The sequence below is a fragment of the Plantactinospora veratri genome, from assembly GCF_036421995.1.
GTDB classification, from domain to species: Bacteria; Actinomycetota; Actinomycetes; order Mycobacteriales; family Micromonosporaceae; genus Plantactinospora; species Plantactinospora veratri.
The window spans coordinates 372483-393316 of the sequence record NZ_JAZGQL010000012.1 but is presented as its reverse complement, the minus strand read 5'-3'; the positions used below and the strand labels follow the sequence as shown (position 1 = coordinate 393316).

The 20834-nt window shown below is 72.6% G+C and carries 19 protein-coding genes; 9 read left to right on the top strand and 10 right to left on the bottom strand.

From position 1 onward, the window contains the following. From V1634_RS18535 to V1634_RS18500, 8 genes are all read right to left on the bottom strand, one after another. A partial coding sequence (locus V1634_RS18535) for an IclR family transcriptional regulator (RefSeq protein WP_331209111.1) occupies positions 1–704 on the bottom strand: 704 nt, incomplete at its 3' end. Continuing rightward, complete coding sequence (locus tag V1634_RS18530; RefSeq protein ID WP_331209110.1) at positions 701–1888, bottom strand: M20 family metallopeptidase; 1188 nt, start codon at positions 1886–1888, stop codon at positions 701–703. The genes V1634_RS18535 and V1634_RS18530, both read right to left, overlap by 4 nt. Further along, complete coding sequence (locus tag V1634_RS18525; protein ID WP_331209109.1) at positions 1885–3402, bottom strand: xylulokinase; 1518 nt, start codon at positions 3400–3402, stop codon at positions 1885–1887. The genes V1634_RS18530 and V1634_RS18525 overlap by 4 nt, the downstream gene beginning before the upstream one ends. Beyond that, positions 3399–4340 (bottom strand): sugar phosphate isomerase/epimerase family protein, encoded by a 942-nt coding sequence (locus tag V1634_RS18520; RefSeq protein WP_101365630.1) that lies wholly within the window; start codon positions 4338–4340, stop codon positions 3399–3401. The genes V1634_RS18525 and V1634_RS18520 overlap by 4 nt, the downstream gene beginning before the upstream one ends. A 33-nt stretch (positions 4341–4373) precedes the next feature. After that, entirely contained in the window at positions 4374–5150 is a 777-nt protein-coding gene (locus V1634_RS18515; RefSeq protein ID WP_331209108.1) for an SIS domain-containing protein, read from the bottom strand. Then, positions 5147–5995: a carbohydrate ABC transporter permease gene (locus V1634_RS18510; RefSeq protein WP_331209107.1), complete on the bottom strand. Its 849-nt coding sequence runs from the start codon at positions 5993–5995 to the stop codon at positions 5147–5149. Before V1634_RS18510 ends, V1634_RS18515 begins: the two co-directional genes overlap by 4 nt. Continuing rightward, complete coding sequence (locus V1634_RS18505) at positions 5992–6954, bottom strand: carbohydrate ABC transporter permease (protein ID WP_331209106.1); 963 nt, start codon at positions 6952–6954, stop codon at positions 5992–5994. Before V1634_RS18505 ends, V1634_RS18510 begins: the two co-directional genes overlap by 4 nt. Further along, positions 6951–8273, bottom strand: a complete 1323-nt coding sequence (locus tag V1634_RS18500) for an ABC transporter substrate-binding protein (RefSeq protein WP_331209105.1) — start codon at positions 8271–8273, stop codon at positions 6951–6953. Before V1634_RS18500 ends, V1634_RS18505 begins: the two co-directional genes overlap by 4 nt. A gap of 228 nt (positions 8274–8501) precedes the next feature. Here V1634_RS18500 and V1634_RS18495 point away from each other — a divergent pair, with 228 nt between their 5' ends. The 6 genes from V1634_RS18495 (at position 8502) to V1634_RS18470 (ending at position 13703) form a co-directional block, all read left to right on the top strand. Beyond that, positions 8502–9227 (top strand): GntR family transcriptional regulator, encoded by a 726-nt coding sequence (locus V1634_RS18495; RefSeq protein ID WP_331209104.1) that lies wholly within the window; start codon positions 8502–8504, stop codon positions 9225–9227. Continuing rightward, positions 9224–9619 (top strand): RidA family protein, encoded by a 396-nt coding sequence (locus V1634_RS18490; protein ID WP_331209103.1) that lies wholly within the window; start codon positions 9224–9226, stop codon positions 9617–9619. Before V1634_RS18495 ends, V1634_RS18490 begins: the two co-directional genes overlap by 4 nt. 5 nt (positions 9620–9624) lie before the next feature. Next, a complete protein-coding gene (locus tag V1634_RS18485) occupies positions 9625–10374 on the top strand; it encodes an MBL fold metallo-hydrolase (protein WP_331209102.1) in 750 nt (249 codons plus the stop codon). Between the two features lie 67 nt (positions 10375–10441). Beyond that, on the top strand, positions 10442–10834 hold the full coding sequence (locus V1634_RS18480; RefSeq protein ID WP_331209101.1) for a hypothetical protein: 393 nt from the start codon (positions 10442–10444) through the stop codon (positions 10832–10834). 11 nt (positions 10835–10845) lie between these two features. Next, a complete protein-coding gene (locus V1634_RS18475; RefSeq protein WP_331209100.1) occupies positions 10846–13350 on the top strand; it encodes a DUF4132 domain-containing protein in 2505 nt (834 codons plus the stop codon). Between the two features lie 41 nt (positions 13351–13391). Then, positions 13392–13703: an NIPSNAP family protein gene (locus V1634_RS18470; protein WP_331209099.1), complete on the top strand. Its 312-nt coding sequence runs from the start codon at positions 13392–13394 to the stop codon at positions 13701–13703. A gap of 26 nt (positions 13704–13729) precedes the next feature. On the opposite strand, the gene V1634_RS18465 is transcribed toward V1634_RS18470, so the two are convergent. After that, a complete protein-coding gene (locus tag V1634_RS18465) occupies positions 13730–14569 on the bottom strand; it encodes a M55 family metallopeptidase (RefSeq protein WP_331209098.1) in 840 nt (279 codons plus the stop codon). A gap of 116 nt (positions 14570–14685) precedes the next feature. Here V1634_RS18465 and V1634_RS18460 point away from each other — a divergent pair, with 116 nt between their 5' ends. Continuing rightward, positions 14686–15681 (top strand): helix-turn-helix domain-containing protein, encoded by a 996-nt coding sequence (locus V1634_RS18460; protein WP_331209097.1) that lies wholly within the window; start codon positions 14686–14688, stop codon positions 15679–15681. A gap of 46 nt (positions 15682–15727) precedes the next feature. On the opposite strand, the gene V1634_RS18455 is transcribed toward V1634_RS18460, so the two are convergent. Beyond that, positions 15728–19501: a S8 family serine peptidase gene (locus V1634_RS18455; RefSeq protein WP_331209096.1), complete on the bottom strand. Its 3774-nt coding sequence runs from the start codon at positions 19499–19501 to the stop codon at positions 15728–15730. Positions 19502–19700: 199 nt separating this feature from the next. On the opposite strand from V1634_RS18455, the gene V1634_RS18450 reads away from it, so the two are divergent. Both V1634_RS18450 and V1634_RS18445 read left to right on the top strand, forming a co-directional pair. Further along, positions 19701–20045: an ArsR/SmtB family transcription factor gene (locus tag V1634_RS18450; protein ID WP_331209095.1), complete on the top strand. Its 345-nt coding sequence runs from the start codon at positions 19701–19703 to the stop codon at positions 20043–20045. Further along, positions 20045–20776, top strand: coding sequence for a cation transporter (locus V1634_RS18445; RefSeq protein ID WP_331209094.1), 732 nt, complete (start codon positions 20045–20047; stop codon positions 20774–20776). Before V1634_RS18450 ends, V1634_RS18445 begins: the two co-directional genes overlap by 1 nt. Positions 20777–20834: the final 58 nt, after the last annotated feature.

Here is a 20834-nt window from a genome sequence, read left to right as displayed (position 1 = left end):
GCGGCCCCGGCGTCGAACCGGGTCGCCGGGGCCGAGATGCTCAGCCCGGCGACGACGTGGCCGGTGTGGTCGAAGACCGGGGCCGCGACGCAGCAGATGCCGAGTTCGCTCTCCTGGATGTCCCGGGCGTAGCCGTCGACCCGTACCCCGGCCAGCAGCGCGTCGACCTCGGCACGGTCCAGCCGTTCGCCGGAGAGCCGCTGGTGCGCGTCGACCACCTCGTCCACGACGTGCGCCGGTGAGTGGGCGAGGATGGCCCGGCCGATCGCGGTGGTCAGCGCCGGGTTGGTCTGGCCGACCCGGCTGTGCATCCGGACCCGGGACGGACTGTCGATCTTCTCGATGTAGACGACGTGCACCAGGGCGAGTACGCCGAGGTGGCAGGTCTCGCCGGTAAGCGCCGAGAGCGGCCGCATCACCCCCAGCGCCTCCTGCCGCAGGTCGAGCCCGTCCAGATAGGAGCGGGCCAGCGTCATCGTGCCGGCGGCCAGCGCGTACCGGCCGTCGGCGGTCTCCCGGACCAGCGCGGTGCCGCGCAGCACACCGAGCATCCGGTGCAGGGTGGTGGCCGGAATCTCGGTCGCCTTGACGAGTTCGGTCAGCGACGCCCCCGAGGGGCTCTCCGCCAGCGCCGCCAGCACCGCCACGGTCCGTTCGACCGCCCGCAGACCGTCGGGTTTCCGCTCGTTGTTGACCATCTTCATGCCCTCATCCCGGCGTCGGTCTCCAGCGGGCGCACCGACAGCATCCGCTGCGCCATAGCACAGTAGACCTCGGCCGCGCCGCGTAGCTGGTCGACGAGCACCCACTCGGCCAGGGAGTGTGCCTGGGCGATGTCGCCCGGTCCGCAGACCGCCGCCGGAGTGCCGGTGGCGGCGAGCAGCGCGGCATCGGTCCAGAACTGCAACCCGACCGGCTCGGGGTCGGCGGCGACGGCGCAGAGCATCCGCAGGTGCGGGTCGTCGGGCGGGCAGTCCAGCGGGGCGTGCACGAAGGTCGACGTACCGGCCATCTCCTCGACCGTCGCGTCCACCCGGGAGTCCGCCCGGCGCAGCTCCGCCACGACCTCGCGCAGCTCGGCGAGTATCTCGTCGTGCCGCTCCGACGGCAGCCACCGGCGGTCGAGTTGCACGACGCAGGAGGCGGGAACCATCGGCGGGCGGTCGCCACCGGCCACCACCCCGACGTTGACGGTCGCGGGCCCGAGCAGCGGATGACGGCGCCGGTCGAGCCGGGGTACCAGGTCCCGCTCGACCGCCGCGATGAACCGGGCCGCGTGGTAGACGGCGTTGACCCCGTCCTGCGGCACGCTGCCGTGCGTGGCGACGCCCCGGAACGTCGCCTGCGCCCACATCGCGCCCTTGTGCGCCCGCCCGACCCGCAGCATCGTCGGCTCGCCGACGATCGCGAAGTCGGCGCGTACGCCGGCCTCCACCAGCGCCCGCATTCCCGGGCTGCCGTTCTCCTCCCCGGCCACCCCGGTCAGCAGCAGTTCGCCGTCGAACGTGACGTCCGGGGCGGCGAGCAGCTCGACGACGGCGATCATCGCCGCGAGCGCGCCCTTCATGTCGACGGCGCCCCGGCCCCAGAGCCGGCCGTCGGCGACCCTGGGCCGCAGCGCGTCCGGCATGCCGTACGGCGGCACGGTGTCCAGGTGGGCGTTGAGCATCAGGGTCGGGCCGGGGCGGGTGCCGGGTACCCGGGCGATCACGTTCGCCCGGTCGCCCCGCACCGGTTGCAGCCGCACCTCGGCGCCGCAGCCGCGCAGCCGGTCGGCGAGGTAGTCGGCGACCGCGCGCTCCTGCCCGGGATGGTCCTGGTGGCCCTCGATCGCGATCAGCCGGGCGGCCTCCGCCAGCACCGCTTCCGGGTCGATCCGCCCGATCATGCGGCACCACCGGTGAGGGCCGGGTCGCGGTGCAGTTCGGCGACGGCCGCCGAGGCGGCGGTGTAGCGGTGCCGGGCCTGCCGGTAGGCGGCACGGTGCTCGTCCGGGGCGGTCAGCGGCGCGCTGTCGTCGAGCACCGCGCAGGCGGCGGCGACGTCCGGCCAGATCCCGGCGCCGATCCCGGCCAGCGCGACGGCGCCACGTGGCGAGGCGTCCTGGCCGAGCCGTCGTACCGGCGCGTCGCAGGCGGCGGCGAACGCCTCGCACCAGACCTGCGAGCGGGTCACCCCGCCGCCGACCCGGATCTCGGTCGCGGCACCGGCGCCGTCGAGGAGTTGCGCCACGGCCGCCGCACAGGCGTACGCGACGCCCTCCAGCGCGGCCCGGGCGATGTCGGCGGGTCCGTGTTCCGGAGCGGCACCGAGCAGCGCGGCCCGGACCGCCGGGTCGTGGATCGGGGCGCTGGCGCCGAGCAGGTACGGCAGGAAGGTCAGTCCTGCGGCGCCGGGGCGGCTCTCCCGGGCCAGCCGGTCCGCCGTGCCGTCCGGCACCTCCGGGGCGCCACCGGCGAGCAGGTTCCGCTCGGCCCAGCGGATCGCCAGTCCGGCCGCGTACGAGGAGACCATGCCGAGGAAGCCGTCCTCGCCGGCCCGGGCGAAGACGAACCGGTCGACGCCGGCCCGCGGCTCGGCTACCGGGGTGACGATCTGGGCGGCCGTGCCGACGTTGACGTAGACCCGGCCGTCGGCGACCGCCCCGGCACCGAGCGCGGCGCAGGAGACGTCGCCGCCGCCGGCCACCACCGGGGTACCGGCGGGCAGTCCGGTCGCCTCGGCCGCCTCGGGTCGGACCGTCCCGACGATCTCCGCCGAGCCCTGCACCCGGGGCGCCAGCCGCTCGTCTGCCCCGCAACTGGCCCACAACCGGGGCTCCCACCGGCGCCGACCCACGTCGTAGAGCAGGGTGCCGGCCGCGTCGGTGGGGTCGGTGCCCCAGTCGCCGGTGAGGTGGTGCCGCAGCACGTCCTTCGGCTGGACCATCCGGACGGCCCGGCGTACCGCCTCGGGTTCGTGCCGGACCAGCCAGGCGAGCTTGGGGGCGCTGAACGCCTCGACCACCGGGTTGCCGGTCAGCTCGCCGAAGAGGTCCCCGCGCTCGCGCAGGTCCCGCACCTCGGCGACGGCCCGCCGGTCCGCCCAGGTCATCGCCGGCCGTACCGGACGGTCCCGGTCGTCGAAGAGCGCCACCGCGTGCATGTGGCCGCTCAGCCCGACCCCGGCCACCGCGCCGGGGTCGAGGTCGGCGAGCGCCTCCCGGACCGCGCCGGCCGCCGCGCGCCACCAGTCGGCCGGGTCCTGCTCGTGCCGGCCCGGCCGGCCGGTGTCCGACGGGTAGTCCCGGTAGGACCGGGCCGCCGTGGCGCCGGTCGCGGCGTCGACGGCCACCACCTTCACCCCGGTGGTACCCAGGTCGATGCCGACCAGCAGGGCGTTGCCCGGTACGGCGCCGGTCAACGGCTGCGCCGGGGGACGAAGCCGAACTCCATCAGGTATTCGAGGGACTCCTCCGCGACCCGGTCGAAGTCGGCGAGCCCCACCCCGGCCGGCTCGCCGACGCCGATGTTGCCGCCGACCTGCCAGCCCTCCCACTCGACGCTGACGTACCCGTCGAAGTTGATCTCCGCGAGCGCCTCGTACGTCTCCCGGAAGTCGACCAGCCCGCCGCCGAACCAGATGTGGTTGCAGTGCACGATCGTCGGCAGCCCGACCTCGTCCTTGATCTGCACGATGTCGATGTACGGGCCGAGCCGCTTGATCGCCTGCTTGACGTTCATGAACGGCTTCACCGCGACGTAGAAGGCCCCGGTGTCCATCGTCATCCGCAGGTTGCTCGCGCCGACCTCGTCGAACATCCGCTCGATCAGCTCGACCCGGTTGAGGATGGTGCCCTGCAACAGTTCGATGCTGACGTTGAGCCCGAGCGTCGACGCGTGCGCCGCCACCTCGGTGATCGCCTCCCGGCACTGCCGCCAGGCGTCCTTGCGGCTGAGCAGGACGTTCAGCGGCGGGTCGTAGTAGCCGTCGCCGATCAGCGTGCAGACCGACTTCGCGCCGAGTACGGCCGCCGCGTCGAGGGCCTTCTTGAACGACTCGATGCCGCGCTCCCGGTCGAACTCCCGGGGGCTGACGAACGTGGTGTGGTGGCCGAGGTAGCCGATGTCGATGCCGACCCGCTCCGCCGTGGCCCGCACGTCCCGCAACTGCTGGTCGTACTCGGCCTTCGGCGCCTCCAGCAGCTTCGCGAAGATGAAGTCGACACCGTCGTAGCCGTACTTCGCGGTCTGCTCCACGCACCAGGTCGCCGGCTTGTCCCCCCAGGAGTTCCAGGCCGGGCCGGCGGCCTCCAGCCGGCCCCAGGGCATGTTCGGCCAGACCTCAAAACTGATCTTCACCGGGTCTCTTCCCTTCCTCAGGTGTGCGACGGGCTACAGGTGCGGGACGATGTCGGACATCCGCCGCGCGGCCTCGCTGTTGTGCTCGGCGGCGCCGGGCATGTTCGCGCTCATGAAGACCTCCGGCGTCTCGCCGCGCCGGATCTGGATGCCGAGCGCCTCGACGATGATCGCGTCGAGCAGGGCCAGACCGACCACACTGGACGACGGGCCGGCGGACGGCAGCCCGGGGCCCAGCTCGACGAGCGCGTCGCCGGGCGGGCAGTGGTTGTCGACGACCACGTCGGCGATGTCGTGCAGCCGTGGACCGGGCCGGGAGATCGCCGAGGCGTACCGGCGGGAGGTGATCGCGATCAGCGGCAGGCCGCGCGCCTTCGCGGCCCGGGCGACCTCGACGGGCAGCGGGTTCGCGCCCGAGTTGGAGACGACCAGCAGGACGTCGCGGTCGCCGTCGAGCCGGTACCCCGCCAGCACCGCTTCGGCGTGCCCGTGCTCCCGTTCCAGCACGGTGCTGCGTACCGCGCCCTCGTGCAGCATGTGCGCGGGCTTGAGGATCGGGCAGACCCGTACCGCGCCGCCGGCCCGGTAGAACGCCTCCTCGCCGAAGATGTGCGAATGTCCGCTGCCGAAGACGTAGAAGAGGCCCTTCGCGGCCCACGACCGGGCGACCAGTTCCGCGGCCCGTCGCACCGCCGGCAGTTCCTCGGCCAGGGCGCGGCCGAGGACCTCCTGCACGCGGGCCGCGTACCCGGCGGCGGTGACCTCCTGTGCCGACCACGCCGCGCCCCCGGCGGGCGCCGTGCCGCTCACTTGACCGCTCCCGCGGTCAGGCCGCCGACGAAGTAGCGGCCGGCGAAGAGGAACGGGACGATCGCGGGAATGACCGTGCAGACCGTACCGGCCATCAGCAGCCCCCAGTTCACGGTGTACTGGCCCATGATCGCGCTCAGCCCGATCGGCAGGGTCTTGAGCTGGTCGCTGACGATGAGCTGCGAGGCGAACACGAACTCGGTCCAGGAGAAGACGAAGGCGTAGACGGCGACGGTCGAGATGCCCGGCGCGAGCAGCGGCAGGACGATCCGCAGCATCATCCGGACCGGGCCGGCCCCGTCGACGGCGGCGGCCTCGTCGATGTCCCGGGGGATCGCGAAGAAGAAGCCGCGCAGCAGCCAGGTGCAGAACGGTGCGGTGAACGCGACGTTCACGATCACCAGCGCGTTCCTGGTGTCGATCAGCTCCACCGCCGCGAACGCCTGGTAGAGCGGCACCAGCAGCAGCGTCCCGGGGATCATGTACGCCACCAGGATCGCCCCGGCCAGCTTGTTGCCGCCCGGAATGCGCAGCCGGTAGAGCCCGTACGCCGCCGCGAACGACACCAGTACGGTGCAGAGCGCGGTGGAGAGCGCGATGACGAAGCTGTTGGTGAGATAGCTCGGATAGTCCGTCGCGGTGAAGAGCTGCCGGAAGTTGTCCAGGGTCGGGTTGGTCGGAATCAGCGTCGGCGTCGTACGCAGGATCTCCTCACGGTCCTTGAACGCCGAGATCGTGATCCAGTAGAGCGGGCCGAGCACGATGGCGGTGAGCACGGTCCAGGTGACGAGGCGCGGCAGCCGCGCCCAGGACAGCCGGGACGTCACCGGCGGCGCGGATGTCACGAGTCCTCCTTCGGCTTCGCGACGCGGATGTAGAAGAAGGCGAGGGCGGCCAGCAGGATGATCGTGATCACGCTGACGGCGGCGGCGTCGCTCGCCTGGAACTGGTTGAAGGCCTTGTTGTAGATGAAGATCGGGGCCGTCGTCGTCGCGTCGGCGGGCCCGCCCTTGGTGACCAGGTAGATCGAGTCGACGATGTTGAACGACCAGAGCGACCCGACCAGCCCGAGCGCGAAGAGCACCGGCTGGAGCAGCGGGAAGGTGATCCGCCAGAAGATCCGCCAGGCGTCGGCGCCGTCCACCCGGGCGGCCTCGTAGATCTCGCCGGGGATCGTCCGCAGCGCGCCGAAGATGACGACCGCGCCGAGCGGGAACCAGTGCCAGCTGTTCATCAGGATCAGCGCCGGCATCGCCAGCGCGCTGTCCCCGAACGGGCTGCCCAGCCCGTCGATCCCGACCGCGGCGGCGAGCTTCGGCACGATGCCGTAGTTGCTGTTGCTCAGCCACTGCCAGATGACCGCGACCGCGACGGTCGGGATCACCCAGGGGATGAGCACCCAGGTCCGGGAGGCCCGGGCCCAGCGCCCGGACCGGCCGATCAGCAGCGCGGTGCCGAAGGCGATGAGGGTCTGCACCAGCAGGTTGCCGGCCAGCCAGATTCCGGACCGCCCGATCGAGGCCCAGAACGCGCCGTCGCCGAACGCCTCGGTGTAGTTGTCGAGGCCGACGAAGTTCGAGCTGCTGCCGACGACGCCCTGGTCCTGGAGGCTGAGCAGCACCGTGTTCAGCAGCGGATAGCCGATCACGCCGAGCATGAGCAGCACCAGCGGCGCGACGAGGCCGTACCCGAGCAGGTGCGTGTGCCAGGGCCGGCGACGGCGGGCGGCCGTCGCCGGCCGCCCGGCCGCCCGGGTACCGGGGATGACCTCCCCGGTACCCGGCGCCGCGCTGCGGCTGCTCACTTGGCGACCGCCGCACGCATCTGCTCGTCACCCCACTTGGCCGCCGCCTCCGGCGACTCTCCGCTGCTGTACATCCGCTGCACGACCTGGGCCAGGATGTTCTGCCCGGAGATCTTGCCGACGGAGTCGACGTACTGGCCGTCGACGAAACCGAACAGGGCACCGGTCTTCGACTGTTCGAGCATGGCGTCGACGCAGCCCCGGTACTTCTGGATGACCTCGTTGCTGGTCCAGGACTCGGCGGTGGCACCGTCGGCGGTCAGCGGCAGGAACAGGCCCGGCTCGGAGTTGAGCAGGGTGCCGTAGTTCTCCGGCTGGAGGACGTACTTCAGGAACGCCTCCGCACCGGCGGCCTTGGCGTCGTCGCCCGACATCACCATGGCGGCGTTGGAGTAGTAGATGCTGCCCGGCTTGCCGCCGGAGTCCGCGACCGGGATCGGGGCGCAGCCCAGGTCGCTCGCCGGACGGCCCGACTCGGACTCGAACGGCGCCAGGTACTGCCCCTTCTCGATCGCCATCGCCGCCGCGCCGCTGTTGAACGCCGCCTGCGGCTCGCCCCAGGAGTAGTTGCCGCTGTCCGACGGCGACTGCTTGAGCAGGTCCCGGTAGAGGGTGAGGGCCCGGACGGTTTCCGGGGTGTTGAAGTTGATCTCACCGGTGGGGGTGAAGAAGTTCCCGGCCCCGCTGGTCAGCATCAGGCTGTAGAGCACCTGGTCGGTGGCGAGGTTCTTGCCGGCCGGCAGCGCGATCCCCTTCTGGTTGCCCTGGGTGAGCTTCTGGGCGTCCGCCAGCAGTTCGCTGGTGGTCTTCGGCGGTTCGTTGATGCCGGCCTTGGCCAGCAGGTCCTTGCGGTACCAGAGCATCTGCACCATGCCGTAGAGCGGGACGGCCCAGTACTGGTCGTCGTCCCGGTAGGGTGCCTTGGCCGCCTCGCCGAAGGTGTGTGCCTTGTCGAGTTCCTCCACCAGCGAGGTCACCGGCCGGACCGCGCCGAGCGGGCGTACGTAGGTGGTGAAGTCGGGGATGGTGAAGAGGATGTCGGGCTGCGTCTTCGACTGCACCGCGCCCGAGATCTTCGTGTAGATCTGGTTCCAGTCCTGGACCTGCGCCTGGACCTTGTATTCCGGGTTCGTGGCGTTGTAGCCGTCGATCAGTTTCTGGAACCCCTCGACCCGGTTCGGTGGCTGTTCCATGTGCCACAGGATCAGTGTCTTGTCGTCACCGGCTGGCCCACTCGAACCGCCGCACGCGGCGGCCGAGAGCCCGACCACCGCGGCCACGGCCACAGCGGTCAGCCGCTTGACCTTCCCGTACCTCATGAGCTGGTACTCCTCTCACGGCCTTCAGGTGTTCCGCGAGCTTCCGGATCGTCACGACTCTTCGTGCGGCTGACGACGACGCTGCGGACTAGACGGACCGAGCGGTGTTGGAATAATGTTCCGGACCATACCGAGGCGGTCTAGACCAGTCAAGAGCAAGGGAGAACCGGGTCTGGACCCGACCTGGCCGGGTACGGCCGCCAGCCGGAGATACGGGATGCTCACTTCATGTCAACGCCGAAACACGTCGCGATCACGAACGCTCTCCGCGAGCAGTGCCGGAACCTGCCGGTCGGGTCCCGGCTGCCCTCGGAGAAGGATCTCGCCGTGCGCTTCGAGGTCAGCCGGATGACGGTCCGGCAGGCGCTCGACGCATTGGCCACCGACGGACGGGTGGAACGCGTTCCCGGCCTCGGCACGTTCGTCCGCCGGCCCACCGTGGCCATGGGCCCCAACCTCTCCTCCTTCACCGAGGACATGCGTTCCCGGGGGCTGCGGCCGAGCAGCCGCCTCGTGGCGATCGAGGAGGTCGCCGCCTCCCCCGAGGTCGCCCTCGACCTCGGGGTCGAGGTGGAGAGCCCGGTGATCCGGCTGGAACGGCTCCGCTTCGCCGACGACGAGCCGATGTGCCTGGAGGACGCCCACCTGCCGGCCCGGTTCCAGCGCATCCTGGAAGCCGCCGAACTGGAGGGGTCGCTGCACGAGGTGCTGGCCCGGGCCGGCGTGGTGGTCGCGGCGGCCCGACGCCGGGTACGCGCCGTACCCGCACCGTCACGCGACGCCCAACTGCTCGGCCTGCCGGAACACGCCCCGGCACTGGAGATCGTCGACGTCTTCTACGACACCAACCGCCGCCCGGCGCAGCGTTCCCGGTCCCGTTACCGCCACGACCGCTACGAGGTCATGTCCGACCTGCACCGCCCCAGCAGCGAACCGAGGGAGACCGCCAAGTGACCTGGACCGCCCACACCAGCCCCGACCTGCCCGAACCGGCCGGACCCTACAGTCACGTCGTCGACACCGGCACGCTGGTCTGGACCGCCGGCTTCGGACCGCAGAACCCGGCCACCGGCGTCGTACCGGAGGGGATCACCGCGCAGACCGAGCAGGTGCTCGACAACGTCGAGGACGCGCTGCGCACCGTCGGACTGGGCCTCGGCGACGTCGTGAAGGCGACCGTGCACCTGCAACACCTCGACCGGGACTTCGCCGCCTACAACGAGGTGTACGCCAGGCGCTTCCGGCCGCCCTACCCGGTACGGACCACCGTCGGCAGCACCCTCGCCGGGATCCTGGTCGAGATCGACGTCGTGGCCGTACGCCGCGACCCGACGCGGGCGAGCTGAGCACGATGGGCGCCGTCCCCCTGGTCGACTCCGTCTGGCTGGTCGGCAGCGGCAGCCATCCCGACGCCCGCACCGACCCGCACGACTGCCACTGCTACCTGATCTGGGACGGCACGGGCGGCGTACTGGTCGACACCGGGACCGGCCTGGGTGCGCGGGCCTGGCTGGCCGCCGTCGCCGAGGTCTGCGACCCGGCCGCCCTGGCCGGCGTCGTCGTCACGCACTACCACGCCGACCACGCCGGCGGCGCCGCCGCCGCGCGGGCCGCCGGGCTGCCCCTGCTGGCCAGCGCCGAGACCTCGGCCGCGCTCGCCACCGCCGACGAGTCGCGCAGTTCCCTGGCGGTGGCCCGGGCGGCCGGGGTCTACCCGTCCGACTACCGGCTCGCGCCGGCCACGGTGGACCGGGTGCTGGCCGGCGGTGACGTCGTCCGGGCCGGCGACCTCGACATCCGGATCGTCGACGCACCCGGGCACTGCGACGGCCACCTCGTCGTACTGCTGCGGCGCGCCGGCCGCACCATCCTGTTCAGCGGGGACTGCCTCTTCGCCGGTGGGCGGGTGAGCATGCAGGCGATCCACGACTGCCGGCTCGACCGGTACGCCGAGACGGTGGTCGCACTCGCCGGGCACCGGGTCGACGTACTGCTCCCCGGCCACGGCGAGCCGGTGCTGACCGGCGCCGGGGTGGAGATCGCCCGGGCGGCCGAGTCCTTCCGGCGCCTCGTCCCGCCGCCGAACGTCCTTACCTCCTGACCGTCCGGTGCTCCGGTGGGCCGCACCGCCGACACGCTGTCGGTGGGCGGCCCTAGACTGCGGCGCCATGGCGATGGTGAGTTTCGTCGACGAGACGACCGCGGGCGAGCGCGGCGCCGCATGGCACCTGGAGATCTTCGAGGAGCGCCTGCCGCTGCGGGAGGTGATCCGGCGACGCGTCTTCCAGGAGGTCGCCGAGCACAACGCGAAGGGCGGCGACCTCTTCCGGGGTCTGGTGCAGCCGACCGACACCGAGCGGACGCTCAACGGTTTCAAGCTCCGGCAGCCCCGGCGGATCGACCCGGACGAGCAGGCCGATCGTGCGCTGGAGGCGTTCTCCCGCAACGGTTTCATCGTCCTCGTCGACGACCGGCAGGTCGACGAGCTGGACGCGGTGGTGGAGCTGGCCCGGGGCACCCGGATCACCTTCCTCAAGCTCGTACCGCTGGTCGGTGGCTGATGCCGGTGCCGATGCTCCACTGCGGACCGGACCGGCCGGCGACCGAAGCCGGCGAACGGATGGCGGAGCTGGCCCGGCGCGGTGACGTCGAGGGCCTCGTTGACGAGACCATGGCCTACACCGCCGGCTACACCGGCGACTGGGGCAGGGAGAGCCGGCACGTCACCGACGCGCTCGGTCTCGTCGCGCCCGAGCGCAAGCCCGAGCTGCTGATGGCGATCCTCGACCGTTGCTGCCTGGTCAGCGAAGCCGAGCAGCGCCGGGTCACCAACGAGCTGTTGAAGATCCTGGTCAAGCCCTACGGCAAGATCGACAGCCCGGAATCGGCCGCCGTCGCGCTCGCCTTCGCCGCCCGGCACACCGCCTTCTTCGGTGGCGACGAGCTGCGGCAGATGGCCGAACTCCTGCGCGAAACCGGGCGGTCGCTGCCGCCGGAGGTCGTCGCCGTGATGCGCCGGACCGTCGCGCACGGCTACTGGGGCTCGGCCGACGCGCTCAAGCCGCTGCTCGACAAGCTCGACGCACCGGCGCTCAACCCCGGCGAGGCGTGGGCCGACCGCGCCCTCGCCGACGTCGCCTCGCTCGAGGCGGACCAGGCCCGTCGCTGGCACGTGCTGTTCCGGCGCGCGGCGACCGCGACGAGCGCCAGACCGTCGCAGAAATGGGAGGCGGCGGCCCGCGAACTGCTCGACGGGCTGGCCGAGCCCGGTGCCCGGCTACGGCGCTGGCTCGCGCTGGTCGGGCAGCCGCGCACCCTCCGGCTCAACCGCACCCAGTGGGAACACGACGTCAACGAGTCCTTCGACCAGTTCAACACGACGCCGCTGCGTGGACTGGTCTGGCTGCTCTCCTTCCTGCCCGAGCACCCCGAGACCGCGCGGCTGCTCGGCGCGCTCGTCGAGACGTCGCTGCGCAAGGTCGCCGGGCTCGGCCCGCGCAGCCCAAAGATCGCCAACGCGGCGGTCCACGCGCTGTCGCGGATTCCGACCGAGGAGGCGCTCGCCCAGATCGCCCGGCTCGCCGCCCGGGTCACCTTCAAGGGCACCCTCAAGGAGCTGAACTCGGCACTCGACGCCCGGGCGGCGGCGCTGGGGTTGACCCGGGACGAGGTCGAGGAACTCGCCGTGCCGGCGTACGGGCTGACCGAGGTGGGGGTGCGCGTCGCGCACTTCGGCGACGCCTCGGCGACCCTGGACGCCACCTCCGGGACGGTCACGGTCACCTGGCGCAACGCCGCCGGAAAGACCGTCAAGGCGGTACCGGCCTCGGTGCGGTCCGCCCACCCCGAGGAACTCGCCGATTTCAAAGCCGCCGTCAAGGACGTCGAGAAGATGCTCTCCGCCCAGGCGGAACGCCTCGACCGCCAGCTTCTCGCCCAGCGGGTCTGGCCGTTCGGCGCCTGGCGCGCCCGCTACCTCGACCACCCACTGGTCGGTACGCTGGCCCGCCGGCTGATCTGGCTCGTCGACGACGTGCCGTGTGCCTTCGCCGACGGTGCCCTGCGCACCCACGAGGAGAAGGAGATCGTGGCCGGCGAGACGGTCCGGCTCTGGCACCCGATCGGCCGCGAGGTGGCCGAGGTGCTCGCCTGGCGCGCCTGGCTGGAGACCCACCGGGTCACCCAGCCGTTCAAGCAGGCACACCGCGAGGTCTACCTGCTGACCGCCGCCGAGGAGAACACCCGGGTCTATTCCAACCGGTACGCCGCGCACGTGCTGCGCCAGCACCAGTTCCACGCCCTGGCCGCGGCCCGGGGCTGGCGCAACAGGCTGCGGATGATGGTCGACGACGCGTACGAGCCGGCCACCCGCGAGTTGCCGCAGTGGGGGCTGCGCGCGGAGTTCTGGATCGAGGGCATCGGCGACGAGTGGCAGGACGACACCACCGAGTCGGGGGCATACCTGCGGATCGCCACCGACCAGGTCCGGTTCTATCCGATCGGCGCACCCGAGCACTACGCGCACGCCGGTGGCGGCGGCTACGAGCAGTGGGTGTCCCAGGACGCGCAGCCGACCGACCCGGTGCCGCTGGCCGAGATTCCGCCGCTGGTGCTCAGCGAGATTCTCCGCGACGTCGACCTGTTCGTCGGCGTCGCCAGCGTCGGCAACGACCCGACCTGGCAGGACGGCGGGCCCGGCGGACGGTTCCGGGAATACTGGGCGTCCTACAGCTTCGGCGAACTCAGCGGCACCGCGCAGACCCGTCGGGAGATGCTCGAACGCCTCGTCCCCCGGTTGGCCGTCGCCGAGCGGGCGCAGGTGGAGGGCCGTTTCCTGGTGGTCCGGGGCGACCTGCGCACCTACAAGATCCACCTCGGCTCGGGCAACATCCTGATGAGCCCGAACGACCAATATCTCTGCATCGTGCCGAAGCAGACCGCCGGCTCCTCGACCGGCGACGTCTTCCTGCCGTTCGAGGGGGACCGGGTGCTCGCCGTCATCCTCAGCAAGGCGCTGATGCTCGCGAAGGACACCCAGATCACCGACCCCACCATCACCGGGCAGCTCCGGCGCTGACGGCCAGCCGCGATCCGGCGTCGGCCCGTACGGTGGGTGCCGTGATCACCTGCGTCGTGCACTACACCATCGACCCCGCGCAGATCGAGGCGTTCGAACGCTTCGCCCGCGCGTGGATGCGGCTCGTGGCCGAGCACGGAGGTGTGCACCACGGTTACTTCCTGCCCGCCGAGGGGGCCAGCGACCGGGCCGAGGCCCTGTTCAGCTTCGAGAGCCTGGCCGCCTACGAACGCTACCGGGCGCGGTTCGGTGTCGATCCGGAGTTCGTCGCGGCGGACCGGATCCGCGACGAATCCGGTTGTGTCGTGCGGTACGAGCGGACCTTCATGCGTCCGCTCCTGCCGACCGACTGAACCCCGACCCTCGACGGCCGGACCGGTCAGCCGGGCTTGATCTGCGCGAGCTGCACCAGGAGTTGAACCAGCCGGTACGCCTCGGCCATGTCCTGCGCGGTGAAGGCGAGCGTACGGCCACCGGCCGCCCGGGTGACGCCGGGCACCAGGGTGGCCAGGTCGACGGTGTACGGGCCGTACAGGTCCAGCTCCACCCGTACCGGAGTGCGGGTCGGCACGGGGCGGACCCGCTGGCGCCCCCGGACCGCCTCGGCGGCACCCCGGCGGATCCGGTCCCGGGCCTCCTGGGGGTGCAGCGTCTCCGCCGCCGCCTGGCCCAGCGCCCGTTTGACCTCGACGGTGACCACCTCCGGCACCAGGTCCCGGAGTTCGGCGCAGGCCGCGTCGTCGCCGCTGAGCAGCACCACCGGTACGCCGTAGTGGCCGGCCACGGCGGCGTTGAGCCCGATCTCGCCCACCGACCCTCCGTCGAGCCGCACGTCGAGTACGGCGTCGCTGATGGTGTGGCCGAGCACGGCCGGCCCGGCACCGGCGCGGGCGTGGTACCCGACGAAGAGCAGCGCGTCCGCCCCGGCTTCGAGCCCGGCCACCATGCCCAGCGGGCGCGGCTTGCCACGGATCAGCCGGGCCCGCCGGTCGAGTTCCTCGGGCAGCAGGTTGCGGAACGGGCCGTGCGAGTCCGCGACGCGGACCTCGGCGCTCGGCTCGGCGTCCAGCACCCCGGCGATCGCCGCGTTCACCTCGGCCGTCATCAGCGCCCGTCCGCGCTCGTAGTCGTAGCCGCCCGGGTTCGTCTCGGTGGGATGCACGATCCCGGAGACACCCTCCAGGTCGGCGGAGATCAACACCTTCAGCCGGTTCGCCATCACACCACCGTAGTCAGGTGGCGTCGACGACCATGACGTCCCCGTGCCACCACGCCAGCCGACCGGGCCGTGGCTTCGTAGAGTCTTCGCAGTCGACGGGGAGTGGGGAGACGGGCATGTTCGACGACACCGGACTGCTGCGACCGCAGGAGGAGCGGGCGTACCGGCTGCTGCTGCGCCTCTCCGCGGCCCGGCCCGCCGATCTCGCCCGACTGGCCGACGTGCCGCTCGACGAGGCCACCGGAGTGTTGGAGGGCCTGCGGGGCAAGGGACTGGCCATGGCCCGACCCGGCCCGGACCCGGTGTTCGAGCCGCTGCCGCCGGACGTCGCGCTCGGCAACACCCTGCTGCGCCGGCAGGAGTCGCTGGAGAGCGCCCGCCAGGCGGTGGCGGCGCTGACCGAGGAGTACCGGAGCAGCGCCCGGCGCCGCAACGCCGACCATCTGGTCGAGGTGGTGGTCGGTGCGGCCGCGTTGCGTGACCGGCTGCGTGACCTCCAGGACTCGGCCCGGGAGGAGATCCTCTGGTTCTGCCGGGCCAATCCGCTGGCGATGTCCGGCTCGGAGAACGCCGAGGAGTCCGGGGCGCTGGCCCGTGGGGTGCGCTACCGGGCGATCTACGAGCGAGCCCTGCTGGAGGCACCCGGTGAACTGGAGAGCATCGCGGAGAGTGTCCGCGCCGGTGAGGAGGCCCGTACCCTGCCGACGTTGCCGGTCCGGATCGCCATCGCCGACCGGTCGACCGCGATCTGCCCGCTGGTGCCGGACGACGAGCGCGACGTCGGGGAGCCGACCGCCGCACTGATCCGGCGCAGCGAGCTGCTGGATGCCCTGCTGGCGCTCTTCGAGAGCCACTGGGACCGGGCCACGCCGATCCGCTGGGACGCCGACCGGGGTGGACTCGCCGACGCGGCACCCGACGACGCCCTGGAGGACGGCGAGCGTTTCCTGCTGTCGCTCTTCGTGGCCGGCTTTCCCGACAAGTCGATCGCGTCGCAGCTCGGCGTCAGCCGGCGGACCGTGCAGCGCCGGCTGGAGCGGTTGATGGCACTGGCCGGGGTGGACACCCGCACCGGGTTGGCCTTCCAGGCCGCCCGCCGGGGCTGGCTCTGACCGGTCCGGGGCGGGACGGCACCCTGCCGTCCCGCCCGGAACCCGCTCAGCGCAGGCCGTACGCCCGGATCACGGTCTGGGTGACCGCGTTGCCGGACCGGTCGGCGGCCCGGACCCGCAGCGAGACCGTGCCCTTCCCGGCCGGAACGCTCGCCCGGTAGGCGTTGCCGTGCCCGGTGACCCGGACGGTCCGCCAGGTGGCGCCCTCGTCGAACGAGACCTCGGCGGTCAGGCTGGTCCCCTTCGCGGTGGCGTGACCGTCCTGGTGCCGGACGGTCAGCCCGACGGTGTGCGGCCGGCCGCTGGCCCGTCCGGTCAGGTCGACGGGCGCGGCGTAGTCGACCTGCAACAACGGCAGCGGTCGAGCCTCGTCGCCGGGCCGCTGACCGGAACGGAACTGCCACACCGTCTCGGTACGGGTGCCCCAGACCCACTCCTCGCCGGTGCGCTCGGTGGTCAGGGCCAGCCGGTAGCCGGCGTCCGGCCCGGTGGTGGGTACGTCCCGGCGGGCGTCGGGCAGCTCGGCGAGCAGCTTCCCGTCGCGCCACAGCGTGGCACCGACCCGGGACGCCTCGCCGATCGTGTAGTGGCCCTCGGCGTCGACGAACTCGGGGACCCGCAGCCCGAGAGTGTCACCGGTGCGGGTGGAGACCAGCTCCGGTATCCCGCGCGGCGAGGCCGGGCGGACCACCGGGGCGAGCCAGGTCTGCTCGGCGCTACGGGCACGGTAGCTGGTGGGCCGCTCGGCCATCCCGCTCTGTAGCGCGCCGAAGTCGTTCCACGGCCACTCGTGGCTCACCCGGTGCTGCCAGACCGAGTCGCCGGTGGTCACCCACTCCTCGCGCTCCTTCGGTGTCGCCACGAACCGGGACGTGTCGTTCCATGCATAGGTCTGCCAGGGGCGCCATCCGAACCGCTGCTCCTTCGCCCAGGGGAATCCGCCGTTGTCGGCGTACCGGGTGGTGATCCGTGTCGAGTTGGCCGGGGTAACCCGGTAGACGATCCGGTCCGGGATCCGGTTCCGTTCCACGTGCTGTACGTCGTAGAGGTAGGGGCTGGAGGTGGTGAGGGTCAGGGCCAGCGTCGCCCCGCCGCGCTGCGCCCGCCCGATGAGCCGCCGGCCGTCGTCGTTCGCCACCGCCAGCATCGGGATCGGCTCCCGGTCACCGGTGGGCCGCCACACGGTCCACGCCGACCAGTCCGCCGGACGCACCATCAGGGTCGCCGCCGCACCGGCCCGGGCCGCCGCCGCGGTCACCTCGCTCTCGCTCGGCGCGTCCTCGCCGCCCGGTTCGTTGGCCGACTCGACGAGTACGGCCGCGCCGCGCACCTTCGCCTCGGCCAACTCCTCCGGGGTGCCCCGGCCGGCGTAGACGAGCGGGAACCGGCGGGTGCCGTCGTACGCCGGGGACTGCCCGGTCAGGTTGACGTCGAGTGGGCCGGCGACTCCGGCGACCTCGGCACGCACCATCGGCGCGACGAGCTGCCACCGCGACGAGAACTCGTACCGGCCGCTGGTCAGTCTCCTGGTCGGGGTGACGTTGACCTGTTGGACCGTGCTGAAGTGCATGGTGCCGTGGCTGATCTGCCGACCGGTGCCGGTGACCCGGTGCGAGTAGTAGCTCAGTACCGACTGCTGTTCGGCCGGTCGGGGTGTCTCGATCCGGATCGGGGTGCCCCGGCGGGCGTCGAGCAGTACCTCGAGGTCCCGGTCGACCCGCAGTTCCGGGTCGGTGATCAGGGTGGCCTGCTCGTCGAGTACGCCGCCGTCCTCGATCAGCGCGTGCAGCAGGTAGGTACCCTCGCCGACCTCGATGGTCTTGGTCTCCCCCTCCCACAGGAAGTTCAGGTTGTCCCAGCGGTAGCTGTCACCCATCAGCGCGACGACCGGCACCGACACCGGCTGGCCGGCCCGGCCGACCGCGCGGAGGGTGACCCGGTGCCGGGGGCCGTCCAGGCTGATCCCCACCGCCGTGCTGACGAGCATGCCGCCCGGGCCGGTCGCGGTGATCCAGCCGCCGAAGAGTCCCCGGTCCAGTTTCGCCAGGTCGGCCGTGACCGGCACCTGCACCGAGCCTCCGGCCGGCACGGTCACGGTGCGGGAACCGGTCGTGACGGCATCGGTCTCCGGCACCTCGGTGGTGACGTTCTCCAGCTCGACGGCGAGGTCGAGGGTCACCGGCGCCGGCCCGTCGTTGGTGTACGTGACGACCTTGCCGACCGGCACCGCCGCCGTACCGGCCCGGGCGGTGGCGGCGCCGTCCGGGTCGGTGTGCAGGCCGAAGTCGACCTGGCCGCTGGCGTACACCCGCTGGCCGGTCGCCCGGGCGACGTCCACCCGGCCGGTGCCCTCCTCGAACACCGACAGTTCCGGGTTGCTCCGGGCGGTGCTGACCAGCGCGTCCTTCAGCCGTGCCGCCGACCAGTCCGGATGGGCCTGGGCCAGCAGCGCCGCCGCGCCCGCCACGTGCGGGGTCGCCATCGAGGTGCCGGAGGCGGCGGTGTACCGCTCGTCGACCGGGCGCCCCATGGTGGTGCCGGCGGCGCGGGCCGCCACGATACCCACGCCCGGGGCGGTGATCTCCGGCTTCAGTCCCTCGTCGCCGAGTCGCGGGCCCCGGCTGGAGAACTCGGCGAGCGACTCGTCCCGGTCCACCGCACCGACGGTGAGCGCGGACGGGGCCGCGCCGGGCGTCCCGACGGTGTAGTCCGCGCCCTCGTTACCGGCGGCGACCACGAAGAGGGTGCCGGTGTCTGCGGTGATCCGGTCCAGTGCCTCGCTGAGCGGGTCGGTGCCGTCGGTCGGGCCGCCGCCGAGGCTCAGGTTGACCACCGCCGCGCCCTGCTCGGCGGCCCACTCCATCCCGGCGATGATCCAGGAGTCGTAACCGCTGCCGTCGTCGCCGAGCACCTTGCCGGCGAGCAGGCTCGCGCCGGGGGCCACCCCCTGGCGGGTGCCGCCGGATCCCGCGCCGGTGCCGGCCACGGTCGCCGCGACGTGCGTACCGTGGCCGTGCCGGTCGGTGGGGTCCGGGCTGTCGCTGAAGTTCCGGGCCGCCGTCACCCGGCCGGTCAGGTCCGGGTGCGTCTGGTCGACCCCGGTGTCCAGCACCGCGACCTTCACCCCGGCACCGTCCAGGCCGGCCCGCCAGGCGGTCGGGGCGCCGATCTGGGCGACGCTGCGGTCGAGTACCGGCCGGACCCGGCCGTCCAGCCAGATCCGGCTGATCCCGCCACCGAGGGCGGCTGCGGAGCGGGCCGAGCCCGGATCGGCCGGTGCGACCGTCCGCCAGAGACCGGCCAGCGAGTCCTTCCCGGCGGCCAGCGCGGCGCCGCCGATGCTGGGCAGCGGCCGGGCGTCGGTCGTACCGGCGAGGGCGCGGACGGTGTCGGCTGTCGGGTCCTGGTAGCGGACGATCAGCGGCAGGCTGGCCGTCGCGCCGTCGGCGTACCCGTCGACGATCAGCTCCTGCACGTCGAAGAGGTCCTCGTCCAGGATGCCGGCCGAGACGTACGGCACGACGTCGCTGGGCAGTACCCGCAGCCCGCCGTCCACCTCCTGGGTGTGGAAGGTGATCCGTTCACGTCCGGCCGCCGGGCGGACCGAGGCCGCGTACCGGCCGTCGCCGGCCGGCGAGACCTCGACGACGTCGCCGGTGACCAGGGTGACCCGCGACCCTGCGCCGGCCGTACCGGGCGCGGCCACCGGCCCGGTCGCCGGGGCGGACGGCGGCGCGGCGCTCGCCGGCGGCGGCCCGGCGGCGGTGAGCGCGAGTACGGCTGCCAGCACGGCAGCGGTACGGCGCAGCGGAGATGACATGGCGGGGTCTCCTTCGACTCTTTCGAAGACGCCGTCAACGGCGACAGTCGGAGTCTGTGGCCGGAGCATTTGCCCGGTCAGCACCCTGCGGTGCCGCAGAGGCGACATGGCGCCAAGTGGACACCGGGCCGCCACTGCGGGTACCTGCGGCGTTCACCCAGCGGGTACCTCGGTTGGGCCGCCCACAGTACAGCGGTGAATGTACTATCGCGTCGTGGAGACACTCACGCATGGACAGGTGCTGGCCCGATTCGGTCACGCACTGTCGGATCCGACCCGGGCACGACTCCTGCTGGCCCTGCGCGACGGCCCGGGTTACCCGGCCGAACTGGCCGACCTGCTCGGCACCAGCCGACAGAACCTGTCGAACCACCTCGGCTGCCTGCGCGGCTGCGGCCTGGTGGTCGCCGTACCGGAGGGCCGCCGGACCCGTTACGAGCTGGCCGACGCCCGGCTGGCGCACGCCCTCGGCGACCTGCTCGGCCTGGTGCTGGCGGTGGACCCGGCCACCTGTCCCGACGCCGCGACCCGGGGTTGCTGCTGATGGCCGCGCCGCTGCGGTCGCAGCCGGCCGGCCCGGCACCGGCCCGCCGCGCCCTGCTCGCCCGGCGGATCCGGCTGCTGGTCGCCGCGACCATCACCTACAACGTCGTCGAGGCGGTGGTGGCGATCACCGCCGGCACGCTCGCCTCGTCGACCGCCCTGATCGGATTCGGTCTGGACTCGGTGATCGAGGTTTCCTCGGCGGCGGCCGTGGCCTGGCAGTTCGCCGGCCGGGACCCGCAGTCCCGGGAGAGGGTCGCGTTGCGGATCATCGCGATCTCCTTCTTCGCCCTCGCCGGCTACGTCACGGTCGAGTCGGTACGCGCCCTCGTCGGTGGCGCCGAGGCAGCGCACTCCACCATCGGTCTCGTCCTGGCCGCGCTCTCGCTGGCCGTCATGCCACTGCTGTCCTATGCGCAGCGACGCACCGGCCGGGAACTCGGCTCCCGCTCGGCGGTCGCCGACTCCAAGCAGACCCTGCTCTGCACCTACCTGTCGGCGGTACTCCTGGTCGGGCTCGGCCTGAACAGCCTCTTCGGCTGGTCCTGGGCCGACCCGGTCGCCGCGCTGGTCATCGCCGCCGTCGCGGTCAGGGAGGGACGGGAGGCCTGGCGCGGCGACACCTGCTGCGCCGTACCGTTCAGCGCGCCGCCGGGGACCGACCGGGCCGTCGTCGCCACCACCGGCGACGCGTGCGGCTGCCAGCCGGGTTGCTCCGGCGGCCGGAACTGACGCCGACGGCGCACCGGCCGACGGCGATCGACCGAGCTGCCGGTCGGTGACTGGCCCA